24 protein-coding genes are annotated in these 23,616 nt (G+C 64.9%); 12 read left to right on the forward strand and 12 right to left on the reverse strand.

From position 1 onward, the window contains the following. Together ACHWRX_RS12205 and ACHWRX_RS12210 are read right to left on the reverse strand one after the other, a co-directional pair. Positions 1-2,126 (reverse strand): DNA translocase FtsK (locus ACHWRX_RS12205; protein WP_394659394.1); only part of this gene is annotated, 2,126 nt, incomplete at its 3' end. Positions 2,127-2,181: 55 nt separating this feature from the next. Continuing rightward, positions 2,182-2,781 carry a thiamine phosphate synthase gene (locus ACHWRX_RS12210; protein ID WP_394659395.1) on the reverse strand — a complete coding sequence of 200 codons (600 nt, stop codon included), beginning with the start codon at positions 2,779-2,781 and terminating at the stop codon, positions 2,182-2,184. Between ACHWRX_RS12210 and ACHWRX_RS12215 the strand changes: the two genes are divergently transcribed. Then, positions 2,780-3,457, forward strand: a complete 678-nt coding sequence (locus tag ACHWRX_RS12215; RefSeq protein WP_394659396.1) for a YggS family pyridoxal phosphate-dependent enzyme — start codon at positions 2,780-2,782, stop codon at positions 3,455-3,457. The two genes, ACHWRX_RS12210 and ACHWRX_RS12215, sit on opposite strands and share 2 nt — an antisense overlap. 41 nt (positions 3,458-3,498) lie before the next feature. On the opposite strand, the gene pyk is transcribed toward ACHWRX_RS12215, so the two are convergent. Beyond that, the gene (gene pyk / locus ACHWRX_RS12220; protein WP_394659397.1) at positions 3,499-4,971 is read right to left on the reverse strand and encodes a pyruvate kinase; all 1,473 of its coding nucleotides are present in this window, start codon (positions 4,969-4,971) and stop codon (positions 3,499-3,501) included. A 92-nt stretch (positions 4,972-5,063) separates the two neighbouring features. Here pyk and ACHWRX_RS12225 point away from each other — a divergent pair, with 92 nt between their 5' ends. The 8 genes from ACHWRX_RS12225 to ruvB all read left to right on the forward strand — a co-directional run bounded on the left by ACHWRX_RS12225 (position 5,064) and on the right by ruvB (position 9,795). Then, entirely contained in the window at positions 5,064-5,372 is a 309-nt protein-coding gene (locus ACHWRX_RS12225; RefSeq protein ID WP_394659398.1) for a DUF1244 domain-containing protein, read from the forward strand. A 98-nt stretch (positions 5,373-5,470) separates the two neighbouring features. Beyond that, positions 5,471-5,707, forward strand: a complete 237-nt coding sequence (locus tag ACHWRX_RS12230; protein WP_058736173.1) for a DUF2312 domain-containing protein — start codon at positions 5,471-5,473, stop codon at positions 5,705-5,707. 147 nt (positions 5,708-5,854) lie between these two features. Then, positions 5,855-6,598, forward strand: a complete 744-nt coding sequence (locus tag ACHWRX_RS12235; protein ID WP_159873868.1) for a YebC/PmpR family DNA-binding transcriptional regulator — start codon at positions 5,855-5,857, stop codon at positions 6,596-6,598. A gap of 120 nt (positions 6,599-6,718) precedes the next feature. Beyond that, positions 6,719-7,195 carry a crossover junction endodeoxyribonuclease RuvC gene (gene ruvC, locus ACHWRX_RS12240; RefSeq protein WP_058736171.1) on the forward strand — a complete coding sequence of 159 codons (477 nt, stop codon included), beginning with the start codon at positions 6,719-6,721 and terminating at the stop codon, positions 7,193-7,195. A 35-nt stretch (positions 7,196-7,230) separates the two neighbouring features. Beyond that, positions 7,231-7,725, forward strand: a complete 495-nt coding sequence (locus ACHWRX_RS12245) for a nucleoside deaminase (protein ID WP_058736170.1) — start codon at positions 7,231-7,233, stop codon at positions 7,723-7,725. Between the two features lie 60 nt (positions 7,726-7,785). Beyond that, positions 7,786-8,385 (forward strand): Holliday junction branch migration protein RuvA, encoded by a 600-nt coding sequence (gene ruvA, locus ACHWRX_RS12250; protein WP_394659399.1) that lies wholly within the window; start codon positions 7,786-7,788, stop codon positions 8,383-8,385. Beyond that, positions 8,382-8,777 carry a GFA family protein gene (locus tag ACHWRX_RS12255; protein ID WP_394659400.1) on the forward strand — a complete coding sequence of 132 codons (396 nt, stop codon included), beginning with the start codon at positions 8,382-8,384 and terminating at the stop codon, positions 8,775-8,777. The genes ruvA and ACHWRX_RS12255 overlap by 4 nt, the downstream gene beginning before the upstream one ends. Further along, complete coding sequence (gene ruvB, locus ACHWRX_RS12260) at positions 8,770-9,795, forward strand: Holliday junction branch migration DNA helicase RuvB (protein WP_288418369.1); 1,026 nt, start codon at positions 8,770-8,772, stop codon at positions 9,793-9,795. Before ACHWRX_RS12255 ends, ruvB begins: the two co-directional genes overlap by 8 nt. A 539-nt stretch (positions 9,796-10,334) precedes the next feature. Here the strand turns inward: ruvB and ACHWRX_RS12265 are convergent. The 3 genes from ACHWRX_RS12265 to ACHWRX_RS12275 all read right to left on the reverse strand — a co-directional run bounded on the left by ACHWRX_RS12265 (position 10,335) and on the right by ACHWRX_RS12275 (position 14,907). Further along, positions 10,335-11,009, reverse strand: a complete 675-nt coding sequence (locus ACHWRX_RS12265; protein WP_394659401.1) for a hypothetical protein — start codon at positions 11,007-11,009, stop codon at positions 10,335-10,337. Positions 11,010-11,169: 160 nt separating this feature from the next. Then, positions 11,170-13,842: an aconitate hydratase AcnA gene (acnA, locus tag ACHWRX_RS12270; RefSeq protein WP_183615434.1), complete on the reverse strand. Its 2,673-nt coding sequence runs from the start codon at positions 13,840-13,842 to the stop codon at positions 11,170-11,172. A 159-nt stretch (positions 13,843-14,001) separates the two neighbouring features. Further along, on the reverse strand, positions 14,002-14,907 hold the full coding sequence (locus tag ACHWRX_RS12275; RefSeq protein ID WP_394659402.1) for a DMT family transporter: 906 nt from the start codon (positions 14,905-14,907) through the stop codon (positions 14,002-14,004). 219 nt (positions 14,908-15,126) lie between these two features. On the opposite strand from ACHWRX_RS12275, the gene ACHWRX_RS12280 reads away from it, so the two are divergent. Together ACHWRX_RS12280 and ACHWRX_RS12285 are read left to right on the forward strand one after the other, a co-directional pair. Beyond that, positions 15,127-16,596, forward strand: a complete 1,470-nt coding sequence (locus ACHWRX_RS12280; protein ID WP_394659410.1) for a L,D-transpeptidase family protein — start codon at positions 15,127-15,129, stop codon at positions 16,594-16,596. Between the two features lie 129 nt (positions 16,597-16,725). Continuing rightward, positions 16,726-17,100, forward strand: coding sequence for a response regulator (locus tag ACHWRX_RS12285; protein WP_153000876.1), 375 nt, complete (start codon positions 16,726-16,728; stop codon positions 17,098-17,100). Between the two features lie 7 nt (positions 17,101-17,107). On the opposite strand, the gene ACHWRX_RS12290 is transcribed toward ACHWRX_RS12285, so the two are convergent. The 6 genes from ACHWRX_RS12290 to pyrE form a co-directional block, all read right to left on the reverse strand. Continuing rightward, positions 17,108-18,304, reverse strand: a complete 1,197-nt coding sequence (locus tag ACHWRX_RS12290) for a DUF3089 domain-containing protein (RefSeq protein WP_394659403.1) — start codon at positions 18,302-18,304, stop codon at positions 17,108-17,110. 107 nt (positions 18,305-18,411) lie between these two features. Further along, entirely contained in the window at positions 18,412-19,524 is a 1,113-nt protein-coding gene (locus ACHWRX_RS12295) for an AI-2E family transporter (RefSeq protein WP_394659404.1), read from the reverse strand. Beyond that, positions 19,521-20,468 carry a signal peptidase I gene (gene lepB, locus ACHWRX_RS12300; RefSeq protein ID WP_183615431.1) on the reverse strand — a complete coding sequence of 316 codons (948 nt, stop codon included), beginning with the start codon at positions 20,466-20,468 and terminating at the stop codon, positions 19,521-19,523. Before lepB ends, ACHWRX_RS12295 begins: the two co-directional genes overlap by 4 nt. An 11-nt stretch (positions 20,469-20,479) precedes the next feature. Next, the gene (acpS, locus tag ACHWRX_RS12305; protein WP_183615430.1) at positions 20,480-20,881 is read right to left on the reverse strand and encodes a holo-ACP synthase; all 402 of its coding nucleotides are present in this window, start codon (positions 20,879-20,881) and stop codon (positions 20,480-20,482) included. Beyond that, entirely contained in the window at positions 20,878-21,615 is a 738-nt protein-coding gene (locus tag ACHWRX_RS12310; protein WP_183615429.1) for a pyridoxine 5'-phosphate synthase, read from the reverse strand. Before ACHWRX_RS12310 ends, acpS begins: the two co-directional genes overlap by 4 nt. A gap of 33 nt (positions 21,616-21,648) precedes the next feature. Further along, positions 21,649-22,233, reverse strand: coding sequence for an orotate phosphoribosyltransferase (gene pyrE, locus ACHWRX_RS12315; RefSeq protein ID WP_058736159.1), 585 nt, complete (start codon positions 22,231-22,233; stop codon positions 21,649-21,651). A gap of 207 nt (positions 22,234-22,440) precedes the next feature. Here pyrE and coxB point away from each other — a divergent pair, with 207 nt between their 5' ends. Further along, positions 22,441-23,613, forward strand: coding sequence for a cytochrome c oxidase subunit II (gene coxB, locus ACHWRX_RS12320; RefSeq protein WP_394659405.1), 1,173 nt, complete (start codon positions 22,441-22,443; stop codon positions 23,611-23,613). The last annotated feature ends 3 nt before the right edge of the window (positions 23,614-23,616 follow it).

Consider the following 23,616-nt stretch of genomic DNA (forward strand, 5'->3'; position numbering starts at 1 on the left):
TAGTCGGGCTTGCCCTGGGTGCGCCAGTAATCGGCCACGCCTTCCACTTCCTCGTCGCTGACGAAGGGGCCATGAACGCGCTTCAACGGGTCGGAGCTGGGCTTGTAGAGCATGTCGCCCTTGCCCAGCAGCTGCTCCGCGCCCTGCTCGCCCAGGATCGTGCGGCTGTCGATGCGGCTGGTGACGGCAAAGCTGATGCGGGTAGGCAGGTTGGCCTTGATGACGCCGGTGATGACATCCACCGAGGGCCGCTGGGTGGCCATGATCAAGTGGATGCCGGCCGCGCGTGATTTCTGCGCCAGGCGCTGGATCAGCACTTCGATCTCCTTGCCGACCGTCACCATCAGGTCGGCAAGCTCGTCCACGATCAGCACGATCTGCGGCAGCGTCTCGTAATCGAGCTGGTTCTCCTCGTAGAGTTCCTCGCCCGTCTCGGGATCGAAGCCGATCTGCACGCGGCGGCCCAGCGGCTTGCCCTTGGCGGCGGCGGCACGCACCTTCTCGTTGAAGCTGGCGAGGTTACGCACGGAAAGCTCGCTCATCATGCGATAGCGCCGCTCCATCTCCTCCACCGCCCACTTCAGCGCCCGCACGGCCTTGGGCGGCTCGGTGACGACGGGCGAGAGCAAGTGCGGGATATGGTCGTAGCTCTTCAGTTCCAGCACCTTGGGATCGACCAGGATCAGGCGGCACTGTGCAGGCGTCAGGCGATAAAGCAGCGAGAGCAGGATGCAGTTCAGCCCGACCGACTTGCCCGAGCCGGTGGTGCCCGCGACCAGCAAGTGTGGCATGGTGGCCAGGTCGGCGACGACCGGCTCGCCCGCGATGTCCTTGCCCAGGATGATCGGCAGCATGCCCTTGTGGCTGGCGAAAGCCTCGGAGCCGACCATCTCGCGGAACGAGACCATCTGGCGGTCTGCATTGGGAAGCTCGATGCCCATCACCGTGCGGCCCGGGATCGAGGAGACGCGCGCCGAGATCGCGCTCATGTTGCGGGCGATATCGTCCGCCAGGCCGATCACGCGGCTGGACTTGATGCCCGGCGCCGGTTCCAGTTCGTACATGGTGACGACCGGACCGGTGCGAACGGCGGTAATCTCACCCTTGACGTTGAAGTCGTCCAGCACGGTTTCCAACAGGCGGGCGTTGCGCTCCAAGCTGAGCTTGTCGATCGGCACTTGCGAGCCCACCGCGGCTTCCTTGAGCAGATCGAGCGAGGGCAGTTCGTACTTGTCGAACATATCCTTCTGCCGCGCCGAAGTGAGTTGCGCGGGAGCGGCGGGCTTGCTGGGATCGACGATTTCCGGGACTTTGCGCGGCTTGTCGTCTGCCCAGGGCAAGGCGGAAGGCGACGCGGCATCGGCACCAGCGGGCGCGGCCATATCACGGGCGGCCATGTCACGGCCGGCGGCGGCGGCAGGCTTGGCGCGGGCGGCGCTGCCCTTGCCATCGCCTGTGGGCAATGCGTCGGTGGCGCGGCCCAGCTTGCCGGGCAACGAAAGCAGCACGCCCCAATCAAATGCGAAGACCTTGCCGGCGAGCGCGGTGCCCGCGAACAGGCAGACCACGGCGATGGCGAAGGTCGTCCAGCCCTGTAGCGCTTCGGGCAGGAAACCGGTCAGCCCATGGATCGCCTTGGCCCCGACCAGTCCGGAAATGCCGCCCATCGAGGCGGGCAGAACGCCACCTTCGCTGGTAAAGCCCAGCGAGAGGACGGTGGAGATCAGCAGCATCGCGAAGGCGAGCACGCAGACCGGCCGCCACCAGCGCTGATCACTGGGTTCGACGCAGCCGTCCTCTTCCTCGACCAGCCGCCACAGCTTGCGGGCAAAGACGTAGAGCAGCGGGACGAACAGGAAAGCGACCGGACCGAACAGCAGCAGCATCAGGTCGGCGATCCACGCACCGCCCGGACCCATCCAGTTCTGCACGGCACCGCCCGCCGCCGTCGACAGCGAGGGGTCGGTCTGGTGATAGCTGGCGAGCGACAGCGCCAGGAACAGCATGGCCGAGAACAGCGTCAGCGCGCCGGTCAGCTCGCTGGCACGGCGCAGCGAGCGCTTCAGCACCGCGCGCCAGTCCGGCTTGGCGATCCGTCGTCCGGCCGCGATGGGTCTTGTCGCCATGTCTAGAAAGGGTCCCCGTTTCGTTCCCGATAATGCGCCCGGGAAGGCCGGGGCGTCAAGAATGGAGCGGGAGCGCTGGCGCAAGCGGTTGTGCAAGACTTTCGATTGCCGCCCAGCGCCTTGCTCCGATGGCGCGGGCGCGGCGGGCGTTCATGCCGCCCAGTGCGATGACCGGCACCAGGGCCCGGGCGGCCAGCGGGCGGAAGCGGACGGAACCCAGGCTTGGCGCACCCAGGTGCGTGCGCGTGGCGAAGACTGGCGAAATCAGCACCGCGTCCGCCCGGGCGCGATGCGCGGCGGCAAGCTCACGCAGCGAATGGACGGTCATCAGACGGATGATGGCCGGCCCAGCGCCGAGGTTCCGGGCGGAACCGTAGGCAGCGTCCGCGCCCCACGATCTGGCCGCTCGGGCCGAACCGGACAGCGCGACGATATGGCCCTTCGCGCGGGCCTTGGCAGCAAGGTGGCGAAAGCGGGCGCGCCGCTCAGCCGGCGCAAGATGGTAGTGGCGAAAGATGAAGCCTGAACCGCGTGGCAGGCGGGCCAATGCCGTCTCCAGTCGCTGATCGATCCGGGCGTCGCTGATCAGCCAGATAAGCGGCAAGTCGCGGGGCGGGTAGCGGTGGCGCACATTGGCGCTATAGCAGCGCGCCATGGATCAGCCAGCCACTGCGTTTTCCGCAACGCCTCTCGACGATATCCGCGATCGCATCGCGAAATCCGCCGCCATCGCCGGCCGTCCGGCGCAGGATGTGACGCTGATCGCGATTTCCAAGACTCACCCAAGCGAGGCAATTACGCCGCGGATCGCGCAGGGGCAGCGTGTGTTCGGTGAGAATCGCGTGCAGGAAGCCCAGGCCAAATGGCCGGCGCTGATCGAGGCGACGCCGGATGTGCGATTGCACCTTGTCGGCCAGCTGCAATCGAACAAGGCAGCGGACGCGGTGGCGTTGTTCGACTGTATCCACTCGCTTGACCGCCTCTCGCTGGTGACGGCGCTGGGCAAGGCGATGGACAAGGCGGGCCGCCAGGTGCCCTGCTTCGTGCAGGTCAATATCGGCGCGGAAGAGCAGAAGGGCGGCTGCGCTATTGACGAAGTGCCGGCTCTGTTGGCCGAGGCTCAAACTGCGCAAGTGCCTGTGCTCGGCCTGATGTGCGTGCCCCCGGCCGAGGTGGAAGCCGCGCCTTATTTCGCCCTGCTCGCCAAGATCGCGGCGGATCATGGGCTGGCGGGTTTGTCGATGGGCATGAGCGGCGATTTCGAAACCGCCGTTTTGCTGGGCGCCACGCATGTTCGCGTGGGAAGCGCGCTGTTTGGGGCGCGGGGGTAGCACGAACGGGGAGGCTTCTCCCTCCCCGTCCGCCGGCTCCGCTACTTCTTCTCGTGCCGGGTTAGCTCGTCACCCGAGAGCGTCACCACGTGCAGCAAGTTGGTCGATCCGGGCACGCCGAAAGGTACGCCTGCCAGGATCACCAGCCGCGAGCCTGCCGTGCCGAAACCGTGGCGCAGCGCCATGCGCTTGCCCTTGGCGATCATCTCTTCGAAGCTGCCGATATCCTTGGTGGAGACGGCCTGTGCGCCCCAGAGCAGGGCCACGCGGCGCGCCGACTTGAGGCTGGGGGTCAGCACCAGCATCGGCGCGGAGGGCCGCTCACGCGCCACGCGGCGGGCGGAGATGCCAGAAAGAGTGAAGCAGATGATCGCTTCGATCGGTAAGGTGTTGGCGATGCTGGCACACGATTCGGCCAGCGCGTCCGCCATTGTAGCGTCCGGCGGAGTCTCGGCGATGTGGATGCGCTCACGATAGGTGCGGTCAGCTTCGACCTGCGCGGCGATGCGATCCATGATCGTCACCGCCTCCACCGGCCAGGCACCCGCCGCCGTCTCGGCCGAAAGCATCACCGCGTCCGCGCCGTCATAGACCGCGTTCGCCACGTCCGACACTTCCGCGCGAGTCGGGGTCGGCCGCTCGATCATCGATTCCAGCATCTGCGTCGCCACGACGACCGGCTTGCCCGCCAGGCGCACGCTTTCGATGATCCGCTTTTGCAGCGGCGGCACTTCCTCGGGATTGAGTTCGACGCCCAGATCGCCACGCGCCACCATGATGCCATCGGACAGTTCGATGATCTCGTCCAGGGTTTCGACTGCGCTGGGCTTTTCGATCTTGGCCATCAGGGCGCCGTGGCCACCCATCAGGCGGCGGGCCTCCGCCACGTCTTCGGGCCGCTGCACGAAGGACAGGCCGATCCAGTCCGCCTCATGCTGGATCGCAAAGGCCAGGTCGCGCCGATCCTTGTCGGTAAGCGCGGGCACTGGTACCAGCGTATCGGGCACGTTGACGCCCTTGCGATCGGAAATCGGACCGCCGACTTCGGCGGTGCAGAGCAGCGAATCGGCCTCGGCGCGGATCACCACCAGGCGCAGCTTACCATCGTCGATCAACAGACGCTGGCCCTTCTGGAGAATGCCGAACAGTTCGGGATGCGGCAGTTCGACGCGGGTTTCATCGCCCGGCTCCGGATTGCGGTCGAGCGTGAAGTGCGCGCCGTGGCGGATGAAGGCCGCGCCGTCCTTGAACTTGCCGACGCGCAGCTTGGGGCCCTGCAAGTCGCACAGGATGGCGACCGGGCGGTTCAACTCCTTCTCCACCTCGCGGATCAGGCCGATCGTGCGCGAATGGGTTTCATGATCGCCATGGCTCATGTTGACGCGGAACGCGTCGGCACCGGCGCGCAGCAGGGCGGTGATCGTCTCCTTGTTGCTGCTGGCGGGGCCCAGCGTGGCAAGGATCTTGACCTTGCGGCGGCGACGGAGGCTCTTGCTGGAGTCAGTGCGTGCCAAGGGGTTTTCTGCCTAACCTTTGTTGTTGTGCTGCGATCGCGGGCCCATATGGCAAAACGCACGTGACAAACCAAGGACGATCGGGACGATTTATGAGCGCAACGGACCCTCTCGATACTCTGGACGATGCCCAGGCTGCCGCAGCGTTCCGCCGCCTGGTGCGTCATCTGCGCCATAGAAGCGATGCGCAGAACATTGACTTGATGGGCCTATCCGGATTTTGCCGGAACTGCCTGGCCGACTGGATTCGCGATGCCGGCTATCCGGGGGACAAGGCCGAGGCCCGCGAATTGATTCACGGGATGCCCGCGTCCGAATGGAAAAAGACGCAGGCCGCGGCCACGCCTGAGCAACTGACCCGCATGGAAGAAAGCGTGAAGAAGAACGCACCGGCGCACTGACGGCGGCTGTGCCCGCTATCCACAGGCGGGCGCTTTGCCCGAATCCGATCGCCTCGCTATGGGCGCGGCCAACCTGATTCACCGGAGCTTTTAATTTCATGGCCGAGAACACCGACGATCGCCTGCGCCTCCTGATCGAGCGCGTCGAACGCCTCGAAGAGGAAAAGAAAGGCATCTCGGACGACATCAAGGATGTCTATCTGGAAGCCAAGGCGGTGGGTTACGACGTCAAGATCATGCGCCAGATCGTCCGCTTGCGAAAGATGAAGCCGGACGACCGGGCGGAAATGGACATGCTGCTGGATACCTACAAGGCCGCACTGGGCCTGGGCTGATCGCGTCCTAGGGGATGGATTTATTGTCATCCCCGTGCGCGCGACACGAACGGAATAGCAGGGAAGCTGGTCTTCGGTTGCCCTTGGCCTTGGCCCTGTTGTAAGGCCGCGCATCCTTTTCAGACCGCATAAGCGACGGGCGAGACCATGGCAGGCCATTCCAAATTCAAGAACATCATGCACCGCAAGGGCGCGCAGGATAAGAAGCGCTCTGCCCAGTTCTCCAAGCTTTCCCGCGAAATCACCGTGGCGGCGAAGATGGGCATGCCCGATCCCGACATGAACCCGCGCCTGCGTGCCGCCGTCAACGCGGCCAAGGCGCAGTCGATGCCCAAGGACAACATCCAGCGCGCCATCGACAAGGCGAGCAAGGGCGACGCCGAGAATTACGAGGAAGTGCGCTACGAGGGCTATGGGCCGGGCGGCGTCGCCATCATCGTCGAGGCGCTGACGGACAACCGCAATCGCACCGCCACCAACGTGCGCACCGCGTTTTCCAAGAACGGCGGCAACCTGGGCGCGTCGGGCGCCGTCAGCCATGGCTTCGACCGGCTTGGCCTGATCGAATATCCCGGCTCCGTCGGCGATGAGGACAAGGTCCTTGAGGCCGCGATCGAGGCGGGCGCCGACGACGTCGAAAGCGATGGCGAGAGCCACTCCGTCTGGACCAGCGTCGAAAGCCTCCACGAAGTCGCTCGCGAGCTGGAAAAGACCCTGGGCGAGGCGGAGGGCGTGAAGCTGGCCTGGAAGCCGACCCTGAAGGTCGACGTGGGCGAAGATACCGCTGCGACGCTGTTCAAGCTGGTCGATACGCTGGACGACGATGACGACGTGCAGACCGTCTGGGGCAATTACGAAGTGTCCGAAGACGTGATGGAGAAGCTGGGCTAAGCCATGGGGGGCCACATCGCCAAGGCGATCTTGTCTGGGGCGATGATCGCGGCGATTTCGGAAGTCGGCAAGCGGCTGCCCGCGGCGGCAGCGCTTGTCGCCTCATTGTCGCTGATCTAGATGCTCATAATCGGCATCGATCCAGGCCTCGCCTGCACCGGGTGGGGCATCGTCGCCAAGTCCGGCAGCCGCCTCAGCCACGTCGCCAACGGTCAGGTCCGCACGGATACCAACGCTTCGCTTGCCGAGCGGCTCGTCACGCTGGATACCGAGCTGACCGACGTCATCCTTGCCCATCGCCCCGATACCGGCGCGGTCGAGGAAGTGTTCGTCAACACCAATGCGCAATCGACGCTGAAACTGGGGCAAGCGCGCGGCGTGTGCCTGCTGGCGCTGGCCCGCGCGGGCATGCCGGTGGCGGAATATGCCACCAGCCTGGTCAAGAAGGCGCTGGTCGGCACGGGCCGGGCCGAGAAAACGCAGGTCCAGGCGATGCTCAAAATCCTGCTGCCGGGCGTGAAGCCTGCCGGAGCGGATGCCGCCGACGCGCTGGCGGTGGCGATCACGCACGCCAATATGCTGGGCAGTCATCGCTGACGGGAACGGTGGCGTTGGCAACTCGTTGCACGCCCATGGAAAAACGTGACGAAGATTGGATGCGGGAGGCCGTGCGCCTAGCCGTGGATGAAAAGGGGACAGACCCCGCCAATACGCCGATCGCCGCTCTGGTGGTGCGCGATGGCCAATTCGTCGCCAGCGGTGTCAATCGCACGGCCGAACATTGCGATCCCACTGCCCACGCCGAGATCGAGGCTTTGCGCGCCGCCGGGAAGGCCCTGGGCGACATGCGCATGGAAGGCGCGACGCTCTACACCACGCTGCAACCCTGCGGGATGTGCACCATGGCCTCGATCTGGGCGGGCGTGAGCCGCATCGTCTATGGCGCGGGCCGTGACGACGTGCATGAGATGTATTTCGAGGATCGCCACCTCTCGACGCTCGATTTCGTGGCCGACGCCTACAAGGACGATCTCCAGCTGGAGGGCGGCGTGCTGACCGCCCAATGCGCCCCGCTGTACTACGGCCCGGATGACGATGTGCCGGAAGATCAGCAGGCGAACGACTAACGGCTAACTCCATGCAACGGGGCTGGCGCGGAGCCGGGGTTCCTGCCATAGGAACAAACCATGATCGCCCGTCTCTCCGGCACATTTGAGGATTTTGGCCCAGACTGGGCGGTGATCGACGTTCAGGGCGTGGGCTATCTGGTCCACTGCTCGGCCCGCACGTTGCAGGCCTTGGGTGTGCGCGGCGATCGGGCGGTAGTCTTTACCGACCTTCAGGTGTCTGAAAACGACATGCGCCTGATCGGCTTCGCCTCCGCCAGCGAGCGTGACTGGTTCCGCTTGCTGACGGCGGTGCAGGGTGTGGGTAGCAAGGTTGCCCTGGCGATCCTGTCCGCGCTGACGACGGAGGAACTGCAGCGCGCCTGCGCCGGTGGCGATGCCGCGATGGTGGCGCGTGCCAATGGCGTGGGGCCCAAGCTCGCCAGCCGGATCGTCAACGAATTGAAGGACAAGGCCGGCGCGCTGCCCACCGCCTCCGGTCTTGCCATCGCCGCTGCCCCCGCCGGCTCCGCCGCAGCCGACGCGGTTTCGGCGCTGCAGAACCTGGGCTTCAAGCCACCGGTCGCCAGCGCCGCCGTGGCGCGGGCGGTGGACGAGCTGGGCGAGGATGCAGGTCTCAACGAACTCGTCCGCGTCGCGCTGAAGCGGGCGGCGGGATGAGCGAGCGGGAAGCCCGGTGCCAGTGTGGCCAGCTGCGCATCCGCACGCAAAGCGATCCGGTGCGCGTCTCCGTCTGCCATTGCCTGGAATGCAAGCGCCGCAGCGGCTCGGCCTTCGCGGTGCAGGCGCGGTTTCCCGTCGAAAATGTCCAGATCACCGGCAATGCGCATCAGTGGTCGCGCACCGGGGATGAGGGCAACACCGCCACTTTCAGCTTTTGTCCCGGTTGCGGCTCCACGGTTTTCTATCGCTTCGATGCTGACCCCACCATGATCGCGGTGGCGGTAGGCGCTTTTGCCGATCCGACGTTTCCGGCCCCGATCTATTTCGTCTACGAAGAGCGGCGGCACCCGTGGGTAACGCTGCCTGCCGATATCGAGCGCCATGACTGACAATCCCCTTCTTGCCTCGTCCCGCCAGCCCGAGGATGCCGATGCGGCGCTGCGGCCCAAGACGTTGGCCGAGTTCGTGGGCCAAGCGGCGGCAAAGGGTAACCTCAAGGTTTTCATCGATTCGGCCCGCTCCCGCCGTGAGGCGATGGATCACGTCCTGTTCTTCGGGCCGCCGGGCCTCGGCAAGACGACACTGGCGCAAATCGTCGCGCGCGAACTGGGCGTGGGCTTTCGCGCCACCTCGGGGCCGGTGATCGCCAAGGCGGGTGATCTGGCGGCCTTGCTCACCAATCTCGAACACGGCGACGTACTGTTCATAGACGAGATTCACCGCCTCAATCCGGTGGTGGAGGAAGTGCTCTACCCTGCGATGGAAGACCGCGCGCTGGACCTCATCATCGGCGAAGGTCCATCCGCGCGCTCGGTGCGGATCGACTTGCCGCCCTTTACTCTTATCGGCGCGACGACGCGGCAGGGCCTACTGCAGACCCCGCTGCGCGATCGTTTCGGCATACCCGTGCGGCTGAATTTCTACACCGTGCCCGAGCTTGAACACGTCGTCACCCGGGGGGCGGGGCTGCTGGGCATCGGCATCGACAAGCCTGGCGCGACCGAGATCGCCCGACGTGCCCGGGGCACGCCGCGCGTGGCCGGGCGGCTGCTGCGCCGCGTGCGCGATTTCGCCCATGTCGCCGGCAGCGACACGATCACTCTCGCGATCGCCGATGATTCGCTGACGCGTCTCGAGGTGGACCGCCTGGGCCTGGATGCGCAGGATCGCCGCTATCTGATGATGATCGCCGACATCTATCGCGGCGGCCCTGTCGGCGTAGAGACGCTGGCTGCGGGGCTGTCTGAGCCGCGCGACACGATCGAGGAAGTGATCGAACCCTACCTGATCCAGATGGGCCTCGTCGCCCGCACCGCACGCGGTCGGTGCCTCAACGATGCCGGTTGGCGTCACCTGGGAATCGCTCCCCCCACCGGAACACAAAGCGGCTTGTTCGAGGAAGGCTGAGCCGCGCCGGCCGCGCTACAAGCGACGGTATGGTTTACAAGTCCCTGTCGGCACAGTCCCGTTTCGGTACATCCAGTGCCCTAGGTAGTGAAACCTATGTCGATTCTCGCTTCGGGACGGTGGATTCAGGGTTAACGCCGTTGTCCCGTTAAGAACTCTCTGCGTTCTGTGTGGCAGATGGATGCGACGGGACGCCAGTCCGTGACGGGTCTCTCCAGGGGTAAAGAGAAGAAAGCACCGCTTATGTCTGTCAGGATGGCCCTTGCTAAACTTTCCGCCTGTGCGGCAGGCTGCGCTCTGATCGGCGGCGGCGCCGTGCACGTGGCCGAGACGGCGGCGAAGCAGGGGCAGTATCGCTCGGTCAAGGGCGGTGACAAGCGGGTGAAGCTGGTCAAGACCATCAAGCCGGTGAAGCGCACCGCTCGCCCGCAGATGGTGAAGCGGGTGCGCAAGGTGATTCGTCGTACGTGCTGCACGCAGCCTGCGCCGCAGATGGCGATGGTGCCGTTGCCCCCACCGTACATCCCGCCTGCGCTCGCTTATGGCGGCGGTGGCGGCGGCGTTCCCGTAGTGATCGGCGGCGGACCGCTGGGTGGCTTTGGTGGCGGCTTCTTCGGCGGCTTCTTCGGCGGCGGCGGTGGCGGTGGTGGCGGCAGCGTTGTCGTGACCTCCACCAGCAGCGGCGGCTCGACGTCCTCTTCGGGTGGCTCCACCTCATCTTCTGGCGGCTCGACCTCCAGTTCCAGTTCGACCGGTGGACTGACCACCACGACCTCTACCAGCTCTGGCGCAACCAGCACAAGTTCGGGCGCAACGAGCACAAGTTCAGGGGCCACTAGCACCAGCTCGGGCGCAACAAGCACCAGCACGAGTTCGGGCGCTACCAGCACCAGCACCAGCTCTGGCGCGACGAGCACAAGCACCAGTTCGGGTGCGACGAGCAGCAGCACTAGCAGCTCGACCTCCACGTCTTCGTCCACCTCGTCTTCGACTTCCAGCTCGACGTCGAGCAGCACCTCCGGCGGCACTTCGACGACATCGACCACCAGCGGGACGAGCGGCACCAGCGGCCACGAAGTGCCCGCACCGCCGATGCTGATCCTGTTCGGGGCGGGCGCGGCAGCCGTGATCGGCCGGCGCAAATGGGCCAAGTAAGGCCAACTGAGCGACCAGCACAGTCTTCCAAGAGCAAAGAAGGGCGGTGCCGGTGGCACCGCCCTTTTTCGTTCGAGGTGGGCGAAGCCGGGTGAGCTCGTGCGAGGTATCCCGACTTCGCTGGATACGAACGGGAAGGGCGGCGTCTGGCCTACACAAAGAAAAACCCCGTCCTGCACTTGGCAGGACGGGGTTTTGTAGGCCGAACTCAGGCCGTGATCAGGCGGCGAGCTTACGCAGGACGTACTGCAGGATGCCGCCGTTGTTAAAGTATTCCACTTCGTTGGCGGTATCGATGCGGCACAGCGCGGTGAAGGTGAAGGTGGAGCCATCCTTGCGGGTGACTTCGACTTCCACGTCCTGCTGCGGCTTCAGGCTGGCGACGCCCTTGATGGTGAAGCTGTCGTCACCGGTGAGGCCCAGCGAGTTGCGATCGTCGCCTGCCTTGAACTGCAGCGGCAGCACGCCCATGCCGACCAGGTTCGAACGGTGGATACGCTCGAAGCTCTCGACGATGACCACGCGCACGCCCAGCAGGTTGGTGCCCTTCGCCGCCCAGTCACGTGACGAGCCGGTGCCGTATTCCTTGCCGGCGATCACGATCATCGGCGTGCCTTGCGCCTTGTGCTTCATGGCGACGTCGTAGACCGCGCCCACTTCGGCGCCATAACGGCTCATGCCGCCTTCGATGCCGGGGACCATCTCGTTCTTGATGCGGATGTTGGCGAAAGTGCCGCGCATCATCACGTCGTGGTGGCCACGGCGCGCGCCGTAGGAGTTGAAGTCCGCCTTGGCGACCTGATGCTCCATCAGCCACTGGCCAGCGGGGCTGTCGGCCTTGATCGAGCCGGCGGGGCTGATGTGGTCGGTGGTGATCGAATCGCCCAGGATCAGCAGGGGCTTGGCCTCGATGATGTCATTCACCGGTGCCGGCGTCATCTCCATGCCCTCGAAGTAAGGCGGGTTGGCGACGTAGGTCGAGCCCGCGCGCCATGAGTAGGTGTCCGAACCGGTCACGCTGATCGACTGCCAGTGGGTGTCACCGCGGTAGACGTCGGCATAGCGGGCCTGGAACATGGCGCGATCCATGCAGGTCGCCATGGTTTCGGCGATCTCGTTGTTCGTGGGCCAGATGTCACGCAGGTAGACGTCCTGGCCGTCCTTGCCGGTGCCGACCGGGGTGTCGACGAAGTCGGTCACGACCGTGCCCTTGAGCGCGTAGGCGACGACCAGCGGGGGCGAGGCCAGGAAGTTCGCGCGCACGTCGGGCGATACGCGGCCTTCGAAGTTGCGGTTGCCCGAGATCACGGCGCTGGCGACCAAGCCGTTCTCGTTGATCGCCTTGCTGATCGGCTCTGCCAGCGGACCGGAGTTGCCGATGCAGGTGGTGCAGCCGTAGCCGACCAGGTTGAAGCCGATGTTGTCGAGGTGCTGCTGCAATCCGGCCTTGTTGAGGTAGTCGGTGACGACCTGCGATCCGGGGGCGAGCGAGGTCTTAACCCACGGCTTGGGCTTGAGGCCCAGCTCATCGGCCTTCTTGGCGACGAGGCCGGCGGCGACCAGAACCGACGGGTTCGAGGTGTTGGTGCAGCTGGTGATCGCGGCGATCACCACGTCACCGTCCCCGATGTCGAAGCTCTTGCCCTCGACCGGGACACGCGTGGCGGTCTTCTTGTAGATCTTCTCCATGTCGGCGTTGAACACTTCGTCGACGTCGGGCAGCGAGACCCAGTCCTGCGGACGCTTCGGGCCGGCGAGCGAAGGCACCACGGTGGACAGGTCCAGCTCCAGCGTGCTGGAGAATACCGGGTCGGCGGCGCCAGCCTCGATCCAGAAACCCTGCTCCTTGGCATAGGCTTCGACCAGCGCGATCTGGTCTTCCTCGCGGCCGGTGAGGCGCAGATAGTCTAGGGTCTTGTCGTCGATGCCGAAGAAGCCGCACGTCGCGCCGTATTCCGGGGCCATGTTGGCCAGCGTCGCGCGGTCCGCCAGGCTGAGCGAGGCGAGGCCGGGGCCGTAGTATTCCACGAAGCGGCCGACGACGCCGTGCTTGCGCAGCATCGAGGTGCAGGTGAGCACGAGGTCGGTGGCGGTGACGCCTTCCTTCAGCTCGCCCACGAACTTGAAGCCCACCACTTCGGGGATGAGCATGGAAACGGGCTGGCCCAGCATCGCGGCCTCAGCCTCGATCCCGCCAACGCCCCAGCCCAGCACGCCCAGGCCGTTTACCATGGTGGTGTGGCTGTCCGTACCGACGCAGGTGTCGGGATAGGCGACGGTCTGGCCGTCCTGATCGGTGGAGGTCCATACCGACTGTGCTATATATTCCAGGTTCACCTGGTGGCAGATGCCGGTGCCTGGGGGCACGGCGGAGAAGTTGTCGAGCGACTTGGAGCCCCACTTGAGGAAGTCATAGCGCTCCATGTTGCGCTGGTACTCGATCTCGACGTTCTCTTCCGCGGCGCGCGGATGGCCGAACTCGTCCACCATGACCGAGTGGTCGATGACGAGGTTCACGGGGACCAGCGGATTGATCTTCGAGGTGTCACCGCCCAGCTTGCGGATCGCATCGCGCATCGCGGCCAGGTCGACCACGCAAGGCACGCCGGTGAAGTCCTGCAGCAGCACGCGCGCCGGCCGGTACTGGATCTCGTCACCGGTCTTGGGGTTTTTCTGCCAGTCGACCAGCGCCTGGATGTGGTCGGTCGAAACGGTGAAACCGCCGTCCTCGAACCGGAGCAGGTTTTCCAGCAGCACCTTCATCGAGAACGGCAGGCGCGAAACATCGCCCAATTTCTCGGAAGCCTTCTTGAGCGAATAGTACGCGATGTCCTTGCCGCCCACAGACATGGTGCTGCGAGTGCCGAGAGTATCCTGTCCGACCTGGGTCATGTGGGCGTGTTCCCCTTGGAGTTTGGCCCGCCGCGTCAGTTCGGCCAAGGGCCGGTTCATGCTGCAATGCGACAAGCAGGTTTGTCGGCCCCGCCGATGCGCGTTTGGCGCCGTCAGGTCAAGAGTTGCGAGGCCGAAGCGGCGGCTATCGCACTCGCGCTAGACCGCGGTCTGCTCGGTCGGTCCTTGCGGATCGTGCCGCGTGCCGATCCAGCAGCCCAGCACGATCAGGGCGGTCCCGGCCAGCGTCACCGCATCGACCGGTTCGTGGAAGAACACCCATCCGAACAGCGCCGCCCAGATGAAGGCGGAATATTCGATCGGCACCAGCACTTGTGCCTCGGCGCGGGCGTAGCCCCAGGCGAACAAGGAAAGCGCCGCCGTTCCGCACGCGGCACCGATGGCGATCAGGCCAAGGGCGGGCAAAGTCGGTGGCACGAACAGCCAGGGGGCCGCCAGCCCCAGCAGCACGGCGATCACCAGGTTCTGGAAAAGCGCCACCTCCACCGCCCCCGCCTGCTGCGATAGCTTGCGTTGAAGCACGAGGTTGGCGGCATAGAGCAGGGCGGAAACGATCGCGGCGGTGACGCCGATCACGACCTGGGGATTGGCCACGGTAACGCCAAGGCGATCACCCACGATTACGCCCACGCCGGCAAGGCCCAGCAGCGATGCGAAAATGGCGCGGCGGTGGATCCGTTCCTTGAGGAACACGCCTGCCAGGAGCAGCGCGATCAGTGGCGCGATGAAGGTGATGGCGATCCCCTCCGCGATCGGCAGGCGAACGATGGCGACGAAGAACAGGATCGCCATCCCTGCGCTCACGACCGAGCGGATGATGTGCAGCCGGATCACCTCGGGAGGCGGCCGGCGGCGCGCACGCAACAACCAAACCGGCAGGATCATGCCCAGCCCCATCATATTGCGCAGCACCAGCGCCGTATAGACACCGACCGCCAGCGACCCGCCCTTGATGGCCGCATCCATCCCGCTGAACAGCGCGATGCCCACGCTTACCGCCAGTACGGGGGCGAACCTGTGAGTGATCGGGGCGGTGGTGGCCATGATGGCCAGAGCTTTCGGCGCATCGGGCCCACCGCGCAATGGACGGGCACGGAAAATTTGCCAGACCGGCCACGATCCGCTCTTTATTTACCGTACGGTCCGGACAAATGCTTGATGTTGCTGCCGGGGAGGGGCTAATCTGCACCTAAGCGGGTTTGGGGCGGTTCATCTGCCGTAGGGCACAAGCCACTCGGCAACAGATTAAGTTTGGAGCGTATCCTGGTTTCGATGACTCAGCGCCGCCGTTCGGCCGTTTCGGCCTTCACCCTGAGCGGGCTCATCCTGGCCGCGATTGCGGGTCAGCCCGCAGTCGCGCAAAGCGCCGCGTCCGCAAAGTCCGCCCCCAGGATCAAGCCGCAGCCGTCGGTGTCCGATTGGGATATCGGTGCGCCCAGCACGTCTCCCGGCACTGCCGCGCCTACTCCGCCCGCCTCTGTCCAGGGACTGCCGCCGGCTGCGGAGGACGCCGATCCATCCAGCACCGCGCAACCGGTGGTGCAGGCCGTGCCCGTGCTCGAACCGGTGCTGGACTGGTCGGTGGCGGATGCGAATGCGTTGCTGTCGGTGATCCAGGGTATCAAGTCTGAGGGCCTGTTCGCCAAGGATTACCGGCCTGACGCGTTGAAGGCCGCGATCGCGAGCGGTGCGGGCGATGGTCTGAACCAGGTCGCCAGCAAGTCCTTCGCGTGGTTGATCGAGGATTTGCGCGATGGGCGCACGCCGATGACCGCCAGAGTGCAGTGGTTCGCCGTCGACCCCGACCAGGACCAGATGCCGACTGCGCAGATCATGGCCGATGCCCTGGCGGCGCACGATGTCGCAGGCGTGGTGAACCGCCTCGCGCCGACGCACCCCGACTATGCCGTGCTTAAGCAGGCGTTGGCCTCGACTCCTGAAGCCCAGGCCGCCACCAAGTCGCTGATCCGCGCCAATATGGATCGCTGGCGGTGGCTGAAGCACGATCTGGGCGATGTCTATCTCATCACCAACGTGCCTGAGTTCCAGCTGCGCCTCACGGTGAAGAACCGGATCGTTCGCACATACAAGACGGTGGTGGGCAAGCCGGGCCGCACGGCTACGCCGCAGTTGGCCGAAACTGTTAGCGCCGTCGTCTTCAATCCGACTTGGACGGTACCGCAGTCGATCGTGAAGGGTGAAGGGCTCGGGGCCAAGGTCATCGGCAGCCCGGGCTGGGCGCGCGCCAACGGATACAAGGGCGTGAAAAACGCGGACGGCTCGATCACCGTGGTGCAACAGCCGGGCAAGAACAACGCCTTGGGCCTGATGAAGATCGACATGCCCAATCCGCATGCCATCTACCTGCATGACACGCCGTCCAAGCAATATTTCAACTCCGAAGTGCGCGCGTTCAGCCACGGCTGCATCCGCACGGAGCGCGCGGTGGAGCTAGGCATGACGATGGCGATCCTGGGCGCGCAGATGCCGCCGGATCAGGCCGCCGACATGAGCCGGGCGGGCGTCTATCAGAAGGTGGCGATGACGCGGACGTTCCCGGTCTATATCACCTACATGACCATGGCGCGTTCGATCGATGGCCAGCTGAAGAAGTTTGCGGACATCTACGATCGCGACAAACCGGTCTTGGCCAGCTTTGCCGCCCCGCGTGAGGCAAAAACCACACAGCGGGCCAGCGACGAGCCGATCATCCAGCTGGACAACCCCTTGTAAGCATTTGCAGAATCATCGCCGTTTCAGGGGGTATACGGAATGTTAACCTGCGGAAAATTCGCAGAAACATTTCTCACCTGGAACGGCGGCACGCTTATCAACGTTCACTATGACAAGTGATACGATGGGATGAGCATGGCTTCGCGATTGAAAACCAGGGTTTTACTCGTCGAGGATGAGCCGATTATCCGTGCGGTCGGCACCGATGCCCTAGAAGAAGCCGGCTTTGAAGTGATCGAAGCAAACGACGCCGACCACGCGGTCCGTATTCTGGAAATGCTCGGCGAAGTGCAGGTCCTGTTCACCGACATCCGGATGCCCGGTAGCATGAACGGCCTGCAACTGGCGCGCCTGGTTCATCAGCGTTGGCCCAATATGAAGATCCTGGTCACGTCTGGCGATACTTGGCCGACCACGCAGCAAATGCCACTGGAAGGGCACTTCTTGCCCAAGCCCTACAATCTGGATGTCCTGCAGGCCGAGGTCACCGCTTTACTTGACTGAAAGCCGATCAGCGCCTCGCAGCGCCAAACGCATCGACGCGGCGCGCGAAATCCGCGCGCAAGTTTGACCAGAACAGCGTCATATCGAACAAGTGGTAGTTGTTGCCGGGAAGTACGTATGGCCCCAGATCCAAGGGCGGCGGCGGACCGATGTGCAACAGATGGTCCGCGCCACAGGATGCGGGTACCACCCCCCGTGTTAGCGCACCGGTGCCGTTGCTCAGATCCGGAACCAGCGTGCCCAGGTTTGCAGAGGCGGGCGCATTGCCGCCTTCCCGGCCATCGATCGGGTTGACGCAGATGAACGAGCTGTTCTCACCCACTTCCTGGCCGTCCAATCCCTTGCGCCGGGCATAGGCGCGCAGCAGCATCTCAGTTTCGGGCGGATCGGCGAACGTAAGCCAGCTGGCCACGCACCCGGTCGAAGTGGGCTCCTTGCAGGCGGGCATCCCCATCAAGGGCAGATCGCGATCATTCGATACCGGCCAGCCAATCACGTAGGCAACGGCGATCCGCTTGGCGAGCGGCGTCCCGGCGATCTTGTCCCGGATCAGCCGGCGCAGGTGAAAGGCCCCTTGGCTATGGCCTGCCAGCACGATCGGCTGATCGGGACGGATCGATTTCACGAACATCTCGAAGGCCTGAGCCACGTCACGATAAGCCAGGTCGAGCGCCTGGGTGGCCTGGGGTGCATCGGTCAGAAATGCGCCGATCGCGGCCTGGCGGTAGCGCGGGGCCCAGATGTCCGGGCTGGTGTTGAACGGGCTAGCCATGCCTTGAACGAACAAGCGCGATCGTTGGCGAGAGACGTCATCGTCCAGCGAGGCGTTCCAACTGGTCCGGCTGACCAGACCGGTGGGATGCACGAAAAAAACGGCGGCATCGACCTTCTTTTCTGTGACGGGATCTGCCGCCGTGGCCGCCTCGCTTGCGGCGCTACTCGTCTCCGGCGACGGCGCGCCGCTCGTCGATTCGGCGTAGTTGGACGGCAGCCAGCGCGCGGGGTCGTTCGCCATGCCGGGGCGGGCCAGCCACATGTTGGGATTTTCGTAGCTGGCGTCTGCCAAGCGGGGCTGATCAGTGAATGCCGCTGACGGCACGAACGCGATCTCGGTCAGGTCCTCGGCAAAAAAGCGTAACCCGAACAGAACCGCCATCACCAATACGGTGAGGCCGACCACGATATACAAGAACTTGCGCGCCATCGGGACCGGGCCTTAGAGGCTCATCGCGCCCAGCGAAAGGGCACTGCGGGTAGTACGGGCCGGTAATCCGGGCAGGCGATCGGCGGGGAGGTGGGACGGCACCGCTCTCAGGCGGTGGCGCGCTGTGGCGTCCCCGTGCCGTTCTCCTGCTCTTCCTGGTTATGCTTCGCGGTGCGTTCGAGCCACACCTTGATCATTGCGACCATCGGATCGGCTAGCGCCAGACCCAGAATTCCGAACAGAACGCCCATGACAAGCTGTGCTGCCAGCACCAGAGCGGGCGGCAGATCCACTGTCTTACGCGCGATAATCGGCACGATGACGTAGCCGTCGATCGTCTGCACCAGGGCGTAGACGATGATGGTGAAGATACCCATGTCGGTCCCGCCGGAGAAACCGACCATGATCATCAACGCGCCAGAAATCGGGGCCCCGATATTGGGCAGCGCGGCGAGTAGCGCGGTAATCAGGCCGAGCAGGAACGCCATCGGCACGCCGTACAGTTCCAGCATGATCCAGGTGGCGATGCCCTCCACCCCCATGCCCAGCAGGCGACCGAACAGCAGACGACGCAACGAACGCCCCATCTCCTGCGCGGTCCGCTCGAATTCGTCGCGGCGATCCGCCGGGAGAATCCAGGCGACGCCGCGGCGGTAGATGTCGGGCTCGATCGCGAAGTAGATGCCCAGCACCACGATCAGGAACAGCGTGGTCAGGCCACCGATCAGCCCGCCAACGGCACGCGTGACCTGTCCGATACCGCCCATCGCCTGTTGCGCCAGCTTGCGCACATCGCCGCCATCGACATTGATGCCGTGGCCCCGCAGCCAAGCCAGGCCCTTGTAGAACTGCCCCTCGATCGTCGCGGGAAGTTGGGCCGCCTGTTGCGCCACCTGACTGCCGGCGAATTGCATCATCCACAAAAGGAATGCTAGCGCCGCCACAAGGATGATCGCGACACGAAAGCCGCGACCGATTGGTAGGACCCGACCGAGCAATCGCGCGCCGCCATCGATCAGCGCCGCAAAGACGATCCCGCCGAAGATCACCAGCAGCGATCCCGAAACGAAGATCGCCAATCCGAACAGCAGCGCGACGCCCATCCACACCATCGCCCGCCGGACTTCGGAACGCACGCGCGGATCGGAAATGTCGGTGGGACCGGCCAGGCCTTCTTCGATCACCGTTTCGGTATCGGGGCGCTTTTCCTGGACGCTCACGAAGCGGTCGCAGCGCTGGAGGGGGAAACTTCCAGTGGTGGCCGCAGCGATGTTCCGGCGCGATGGCCGCGCAGCGCGGAGAACCAGCTGAGCGGGTTCCAGCTTTGGCTGCCGTCAAGCGAGAAGGTGATGAACTCGGCCCGGCCGCCGATGTCGGAAAGCGGAACGGGTCCGCCCAGGCCATTGCCCCAAAGCGGCATGCGGCTGTCGGCGGAATGATCGCGGTTGTCGCCCATTAGAAAAACGTGCCCCTCCGGTACCGTGATCTCAGCGAAATGGTCCAGTCGCTGGTTCAGGTGATCGATGATCGTGTAACTCGCACCATTGGGCAATGTTTCGTGATAGGCGGGCAACTCGTAAACCTCGCGACCGCTGGGCAGACGCGTGCGATATTCGTCGAAATCCTCGAGGCAAGCGCGCTGGTATCCACCGGAATCGCACATCAGTTTGTCTTCGACGGGCAACTGCACTGGCGGCTCAACCCGTTGCGGCACCGGCTTGCCATTGAGGATGATCTGGCCGTTGACGACGGCGATCCGGTCTCCTGGCAGCGCGACCACGCGCTTGATCAGGTCCTCCTTGCGATTGCGCGGCACGACGATCACGATGTCGCCATACTCCGGCGTGCGACCCAAGATCCGCCAGTCGCTGCGCGGCAGCAGGTGAAAGCTGATGGATGACCAATCCCATCCATAGGGGTATTTAGATACGACCAGCCGATCGCCCACCAGCAAGTTGGGCATCATCGATATCGAGGGAATGTAAAACGGTTTGGCGATGAAGCTGTGAAAGCCCAGCACAGCCAGCAGCATCAGCACCAGCCCACGCAATTCGCGCTTCCAGTCGATCCGCTCGGTCGCGGGTGCTTCTGTCGGGGGCGCGTCTCGAGGGGGAACGGGGGCAAGGTCTTCCGGCAAGGCGGCCTCGGCGTTGATCTTGCTCATCAGGACGGGACCTATACGGGACGCGCTTCGAGGATGACGAAGGCCTGCGCCCATGGATGGTCATCGGTGAGCGTCAGGTGAACCACAACCTCGTGACCTTGCGGGGTAAGAGATCGCAGGCGATCGGCCGCACCGCCGGTCAGGGCGAGGGTGGGCGCACCCGAGGGTGCATTGACGACGCCGATGTCCTTCATGAAGACTCCGGCCTTGAAGCCGGTGCCCACCGCCTTTGAGAACGCCTCCTTCGCGGCGAACCGCTTGGCCAGCGTTCCCGCGATCGTATGCGGCCGGCGCGCGGCTTTCGCCCGCTCCACATCGGTGAAGACACGCTCCAAAAAACGATCGCCGAACCGGTCCAGCGAGGACTGGATGCGCTCGATATTGCACAAGTCGGAGCCCAGGCCGATGATCACCGTACCGCGTCCATCAGCTCGCGCATCTTCCGCACGCTGGCTTCCAAACCGCAGAAGATCGCCTCGCCGATCAGGTAGTGCCCGATGTTCAGCTCCGCGAGTTGGGGAATGGCGGCGATCGGCTGGACGTTGTCATACGTCAGGCCATGCCCGGCGTGCGGCTCGATCCCGTTCTTCGCGGCGAGCGCGGCCATTTCGGCGATGCGCTTTAGCTGGATGGCGACATCGCCTCCCGTGGCATGCGCATATTCGCCGGTGTGCAATTCCACCACTGGCGCGCGCAACGCCATTGCCGCCTCGATCTGGCGCGGTTCGGGCGCGATGAACAGGCTGACGCGGATGCCGGCGTCCGCCAGGCGGGAGACGAGCGGAGCGAGCCGGTTATGCTGGCCGGCTGCATCGAGGCCGCCCTCGGTCGTGCGCTCCTCGCGCCGTTCGGGCACGATGCAGGCGGCGTGGGGACGATGACGGAGTGCGATGTCCACCATCTCGTCCGTCGCGGCCATTTCCAGATTGAGCGGCAGGCCGGTGGCGGCCAGAACCCGTGCCAGATCCTCGTCCCGGATGTGGCGGCGATCCTCGCGCAAATGGACGGTGATGCCGTTGCCGCCGGCCTGGGCCACGATTTCCGCCGCACGCACCGGATCGGGATGCTCGCCACCACGCGCGTTACGGATGGTGGCGACGTGATCGATATTGACGCCGAGGCGCAAGGGGCTGGCTGGAGCTGTCACGCGGGTTCCATGCTCTATAATTAAGATGGACGCTCAGGGCTGAACGCGGCTTCCCGGCTTGATCGCGGGCTGTGCGGCCAATTCGGGCGGAAGCTCGTCGGCAGCATATGTCGGGAACGTCAGCGCGACCAGAGCGGTGAAAGGGACGCCGAACTCAGCCGTTCCGGCCGATCGATCCACCAGCGCCGCCGCAGCGATCACCTCGCCGCCGGCCGCCTCGATCGCGACGATCGCCTCGCGAGAGGACTTGCCGGTGGTCACCACGTCTTCGACCATCAGCACCTTGTCGCCCGGCTCCAGGCTGAAGCCGCGCCGCAGCTCGAACGTGCCTTCGGGTCGCTCCACGAACATAGCGTCGACTTGTAAGGCGCGGCCCATCTCATGACCAATGATCACGCCGCCCATCGCGGGCGCCACCACCTTGTTGATCTGGCGTCGCAGGTCGTGCGGCAGCTTGGCCGCCAACGCCGTGGCGAGGCGGGCCGCCCGCTCGGGATTCATCAGGACGCGCGCGCACTGTAGGTAATGCGCGCTGTGCCGGCCGGAGGAGAGAAGGAAGTGGCCTTCCAGCAGAGCCTTGCTCGCGCGGAACTCGGCAAGAACGGCGTCATCCTGCATCGTCAATGTGATCCTTGTCATAGAGCCGGGCGTGGCCAAGGCATTCCGGCGGTTCCCCGGGTGTCAAAAATTCCCCTAGAGGCGCTTGAGACGCGCGGCAAGCGCGCGTATAGGCGCGGCTCAAGGGGCGATTTATCCCCGCATCTGGTGTGCGCAGGTCCGCTGTGATCCGCGCCGCCGACACAGGGAATCGGGGAAGCACGACGAATGAAGTCCGGTCTCAACCTTCGTGCGGCAAGTCGCGCACTTAAGGCGTTTGGTCTTTCGGCGGCGCTCGTAGCGCTGCCGCAGGTGGCGTTCGCAGCGGCCGCTTCGCCGGTGCCAGCCTATTCGACGCCAGCTGCCGGTGCTCCGGGTGCGCAAGCCCCCGTCGCGGCGGACAAGGGTGCGGGCGCCGTCGAGGCTGCTGGTAATCCGTTGAACACAAGCGGGCCCACGGCAGACGCCGCCGCCGCACCGGGTTACACCCCGATGAAGCCGACCCCCGGCATCGGCATGCCTGTGGATGGCGGTATCGGCCTGCAGAAGCAGTTCTCGCCGTTCGGTGAGTACGGCCGCTGGATTCACGACATCGTGCTGATCCCGCTGATCGCGGCGATCACGGTATTCGTGCTGGCTTTGCTCGTCTGGGTTGCCGTTCGCTACAACCGCCGGGCCAACCCTGTCGCCTCGCGCACCAGCCACAACACCCTCCTGGAAGTGGCATGGACGCTGGTTCCGGTGCTGATCCTGGTCTGCATCGCGGTCCCCTCGATCGACCTGATCGCCAAGCAGTACAAGCCGGCACCCAAGTCGGCGCTGACGATCAAGATCACCGGCAACCAGTGGTTCTGGTCTTACGGTTATCCGGACAATGGTGACTTCGAAGTCAACTCGTACATGCTGAACCTGCCGGGCCAGCCGGTGATCAACGCCGGCGTGCGCGAAGTGGGCTCCAAGCCGTGGGACGGCCCGAGCCACATGGAAGTGGACAATCGCCTGGTCGTTCCCGCCGGTGAGCCGATCCGCCTGCAAATCACTGCGGCCGACGTGATCCACTCGTTTGCCGTGCCTTCGCTCTGGTTCAAGCTGGACGCTGTTCCGGGCCGTATCAACGAGAAGGTGCTCTTCATCGAGAAGCCAGGCGTCTATTACGGTCAGTGTTCGGAACTGTGCGGTGTGAAGCATGGCTACATGCCGATCGCCGTGGAGGCTCTGCCTCGCGCGCAGTATAACGCCTGGGTGCTGGGTCATCCCGGCGGCCTGATCGATGGCCAGAAGAAGCTGATCGACGCCACCGCCCAGGCTCCGGCCGCAGGCGCTGACGAGACGGCTGACCCTGCCGACAATGCGAGCGAGGCGGTTCCGGCCGTCGAGACGACCTCGTCGCCCGCCGCGTAACGA

The sequence above is a fragment of the uncultured Novosphingobium sp. genome, assembly GCF_964277725.1.
GTDB classification, from domain to species: Bacteria; Pseudomonadota; Alphaproteobacteria; order Sphingomonadales; family Sphingomonadaceae; genus Novosphingobium; species Novosphingobium fluoreni.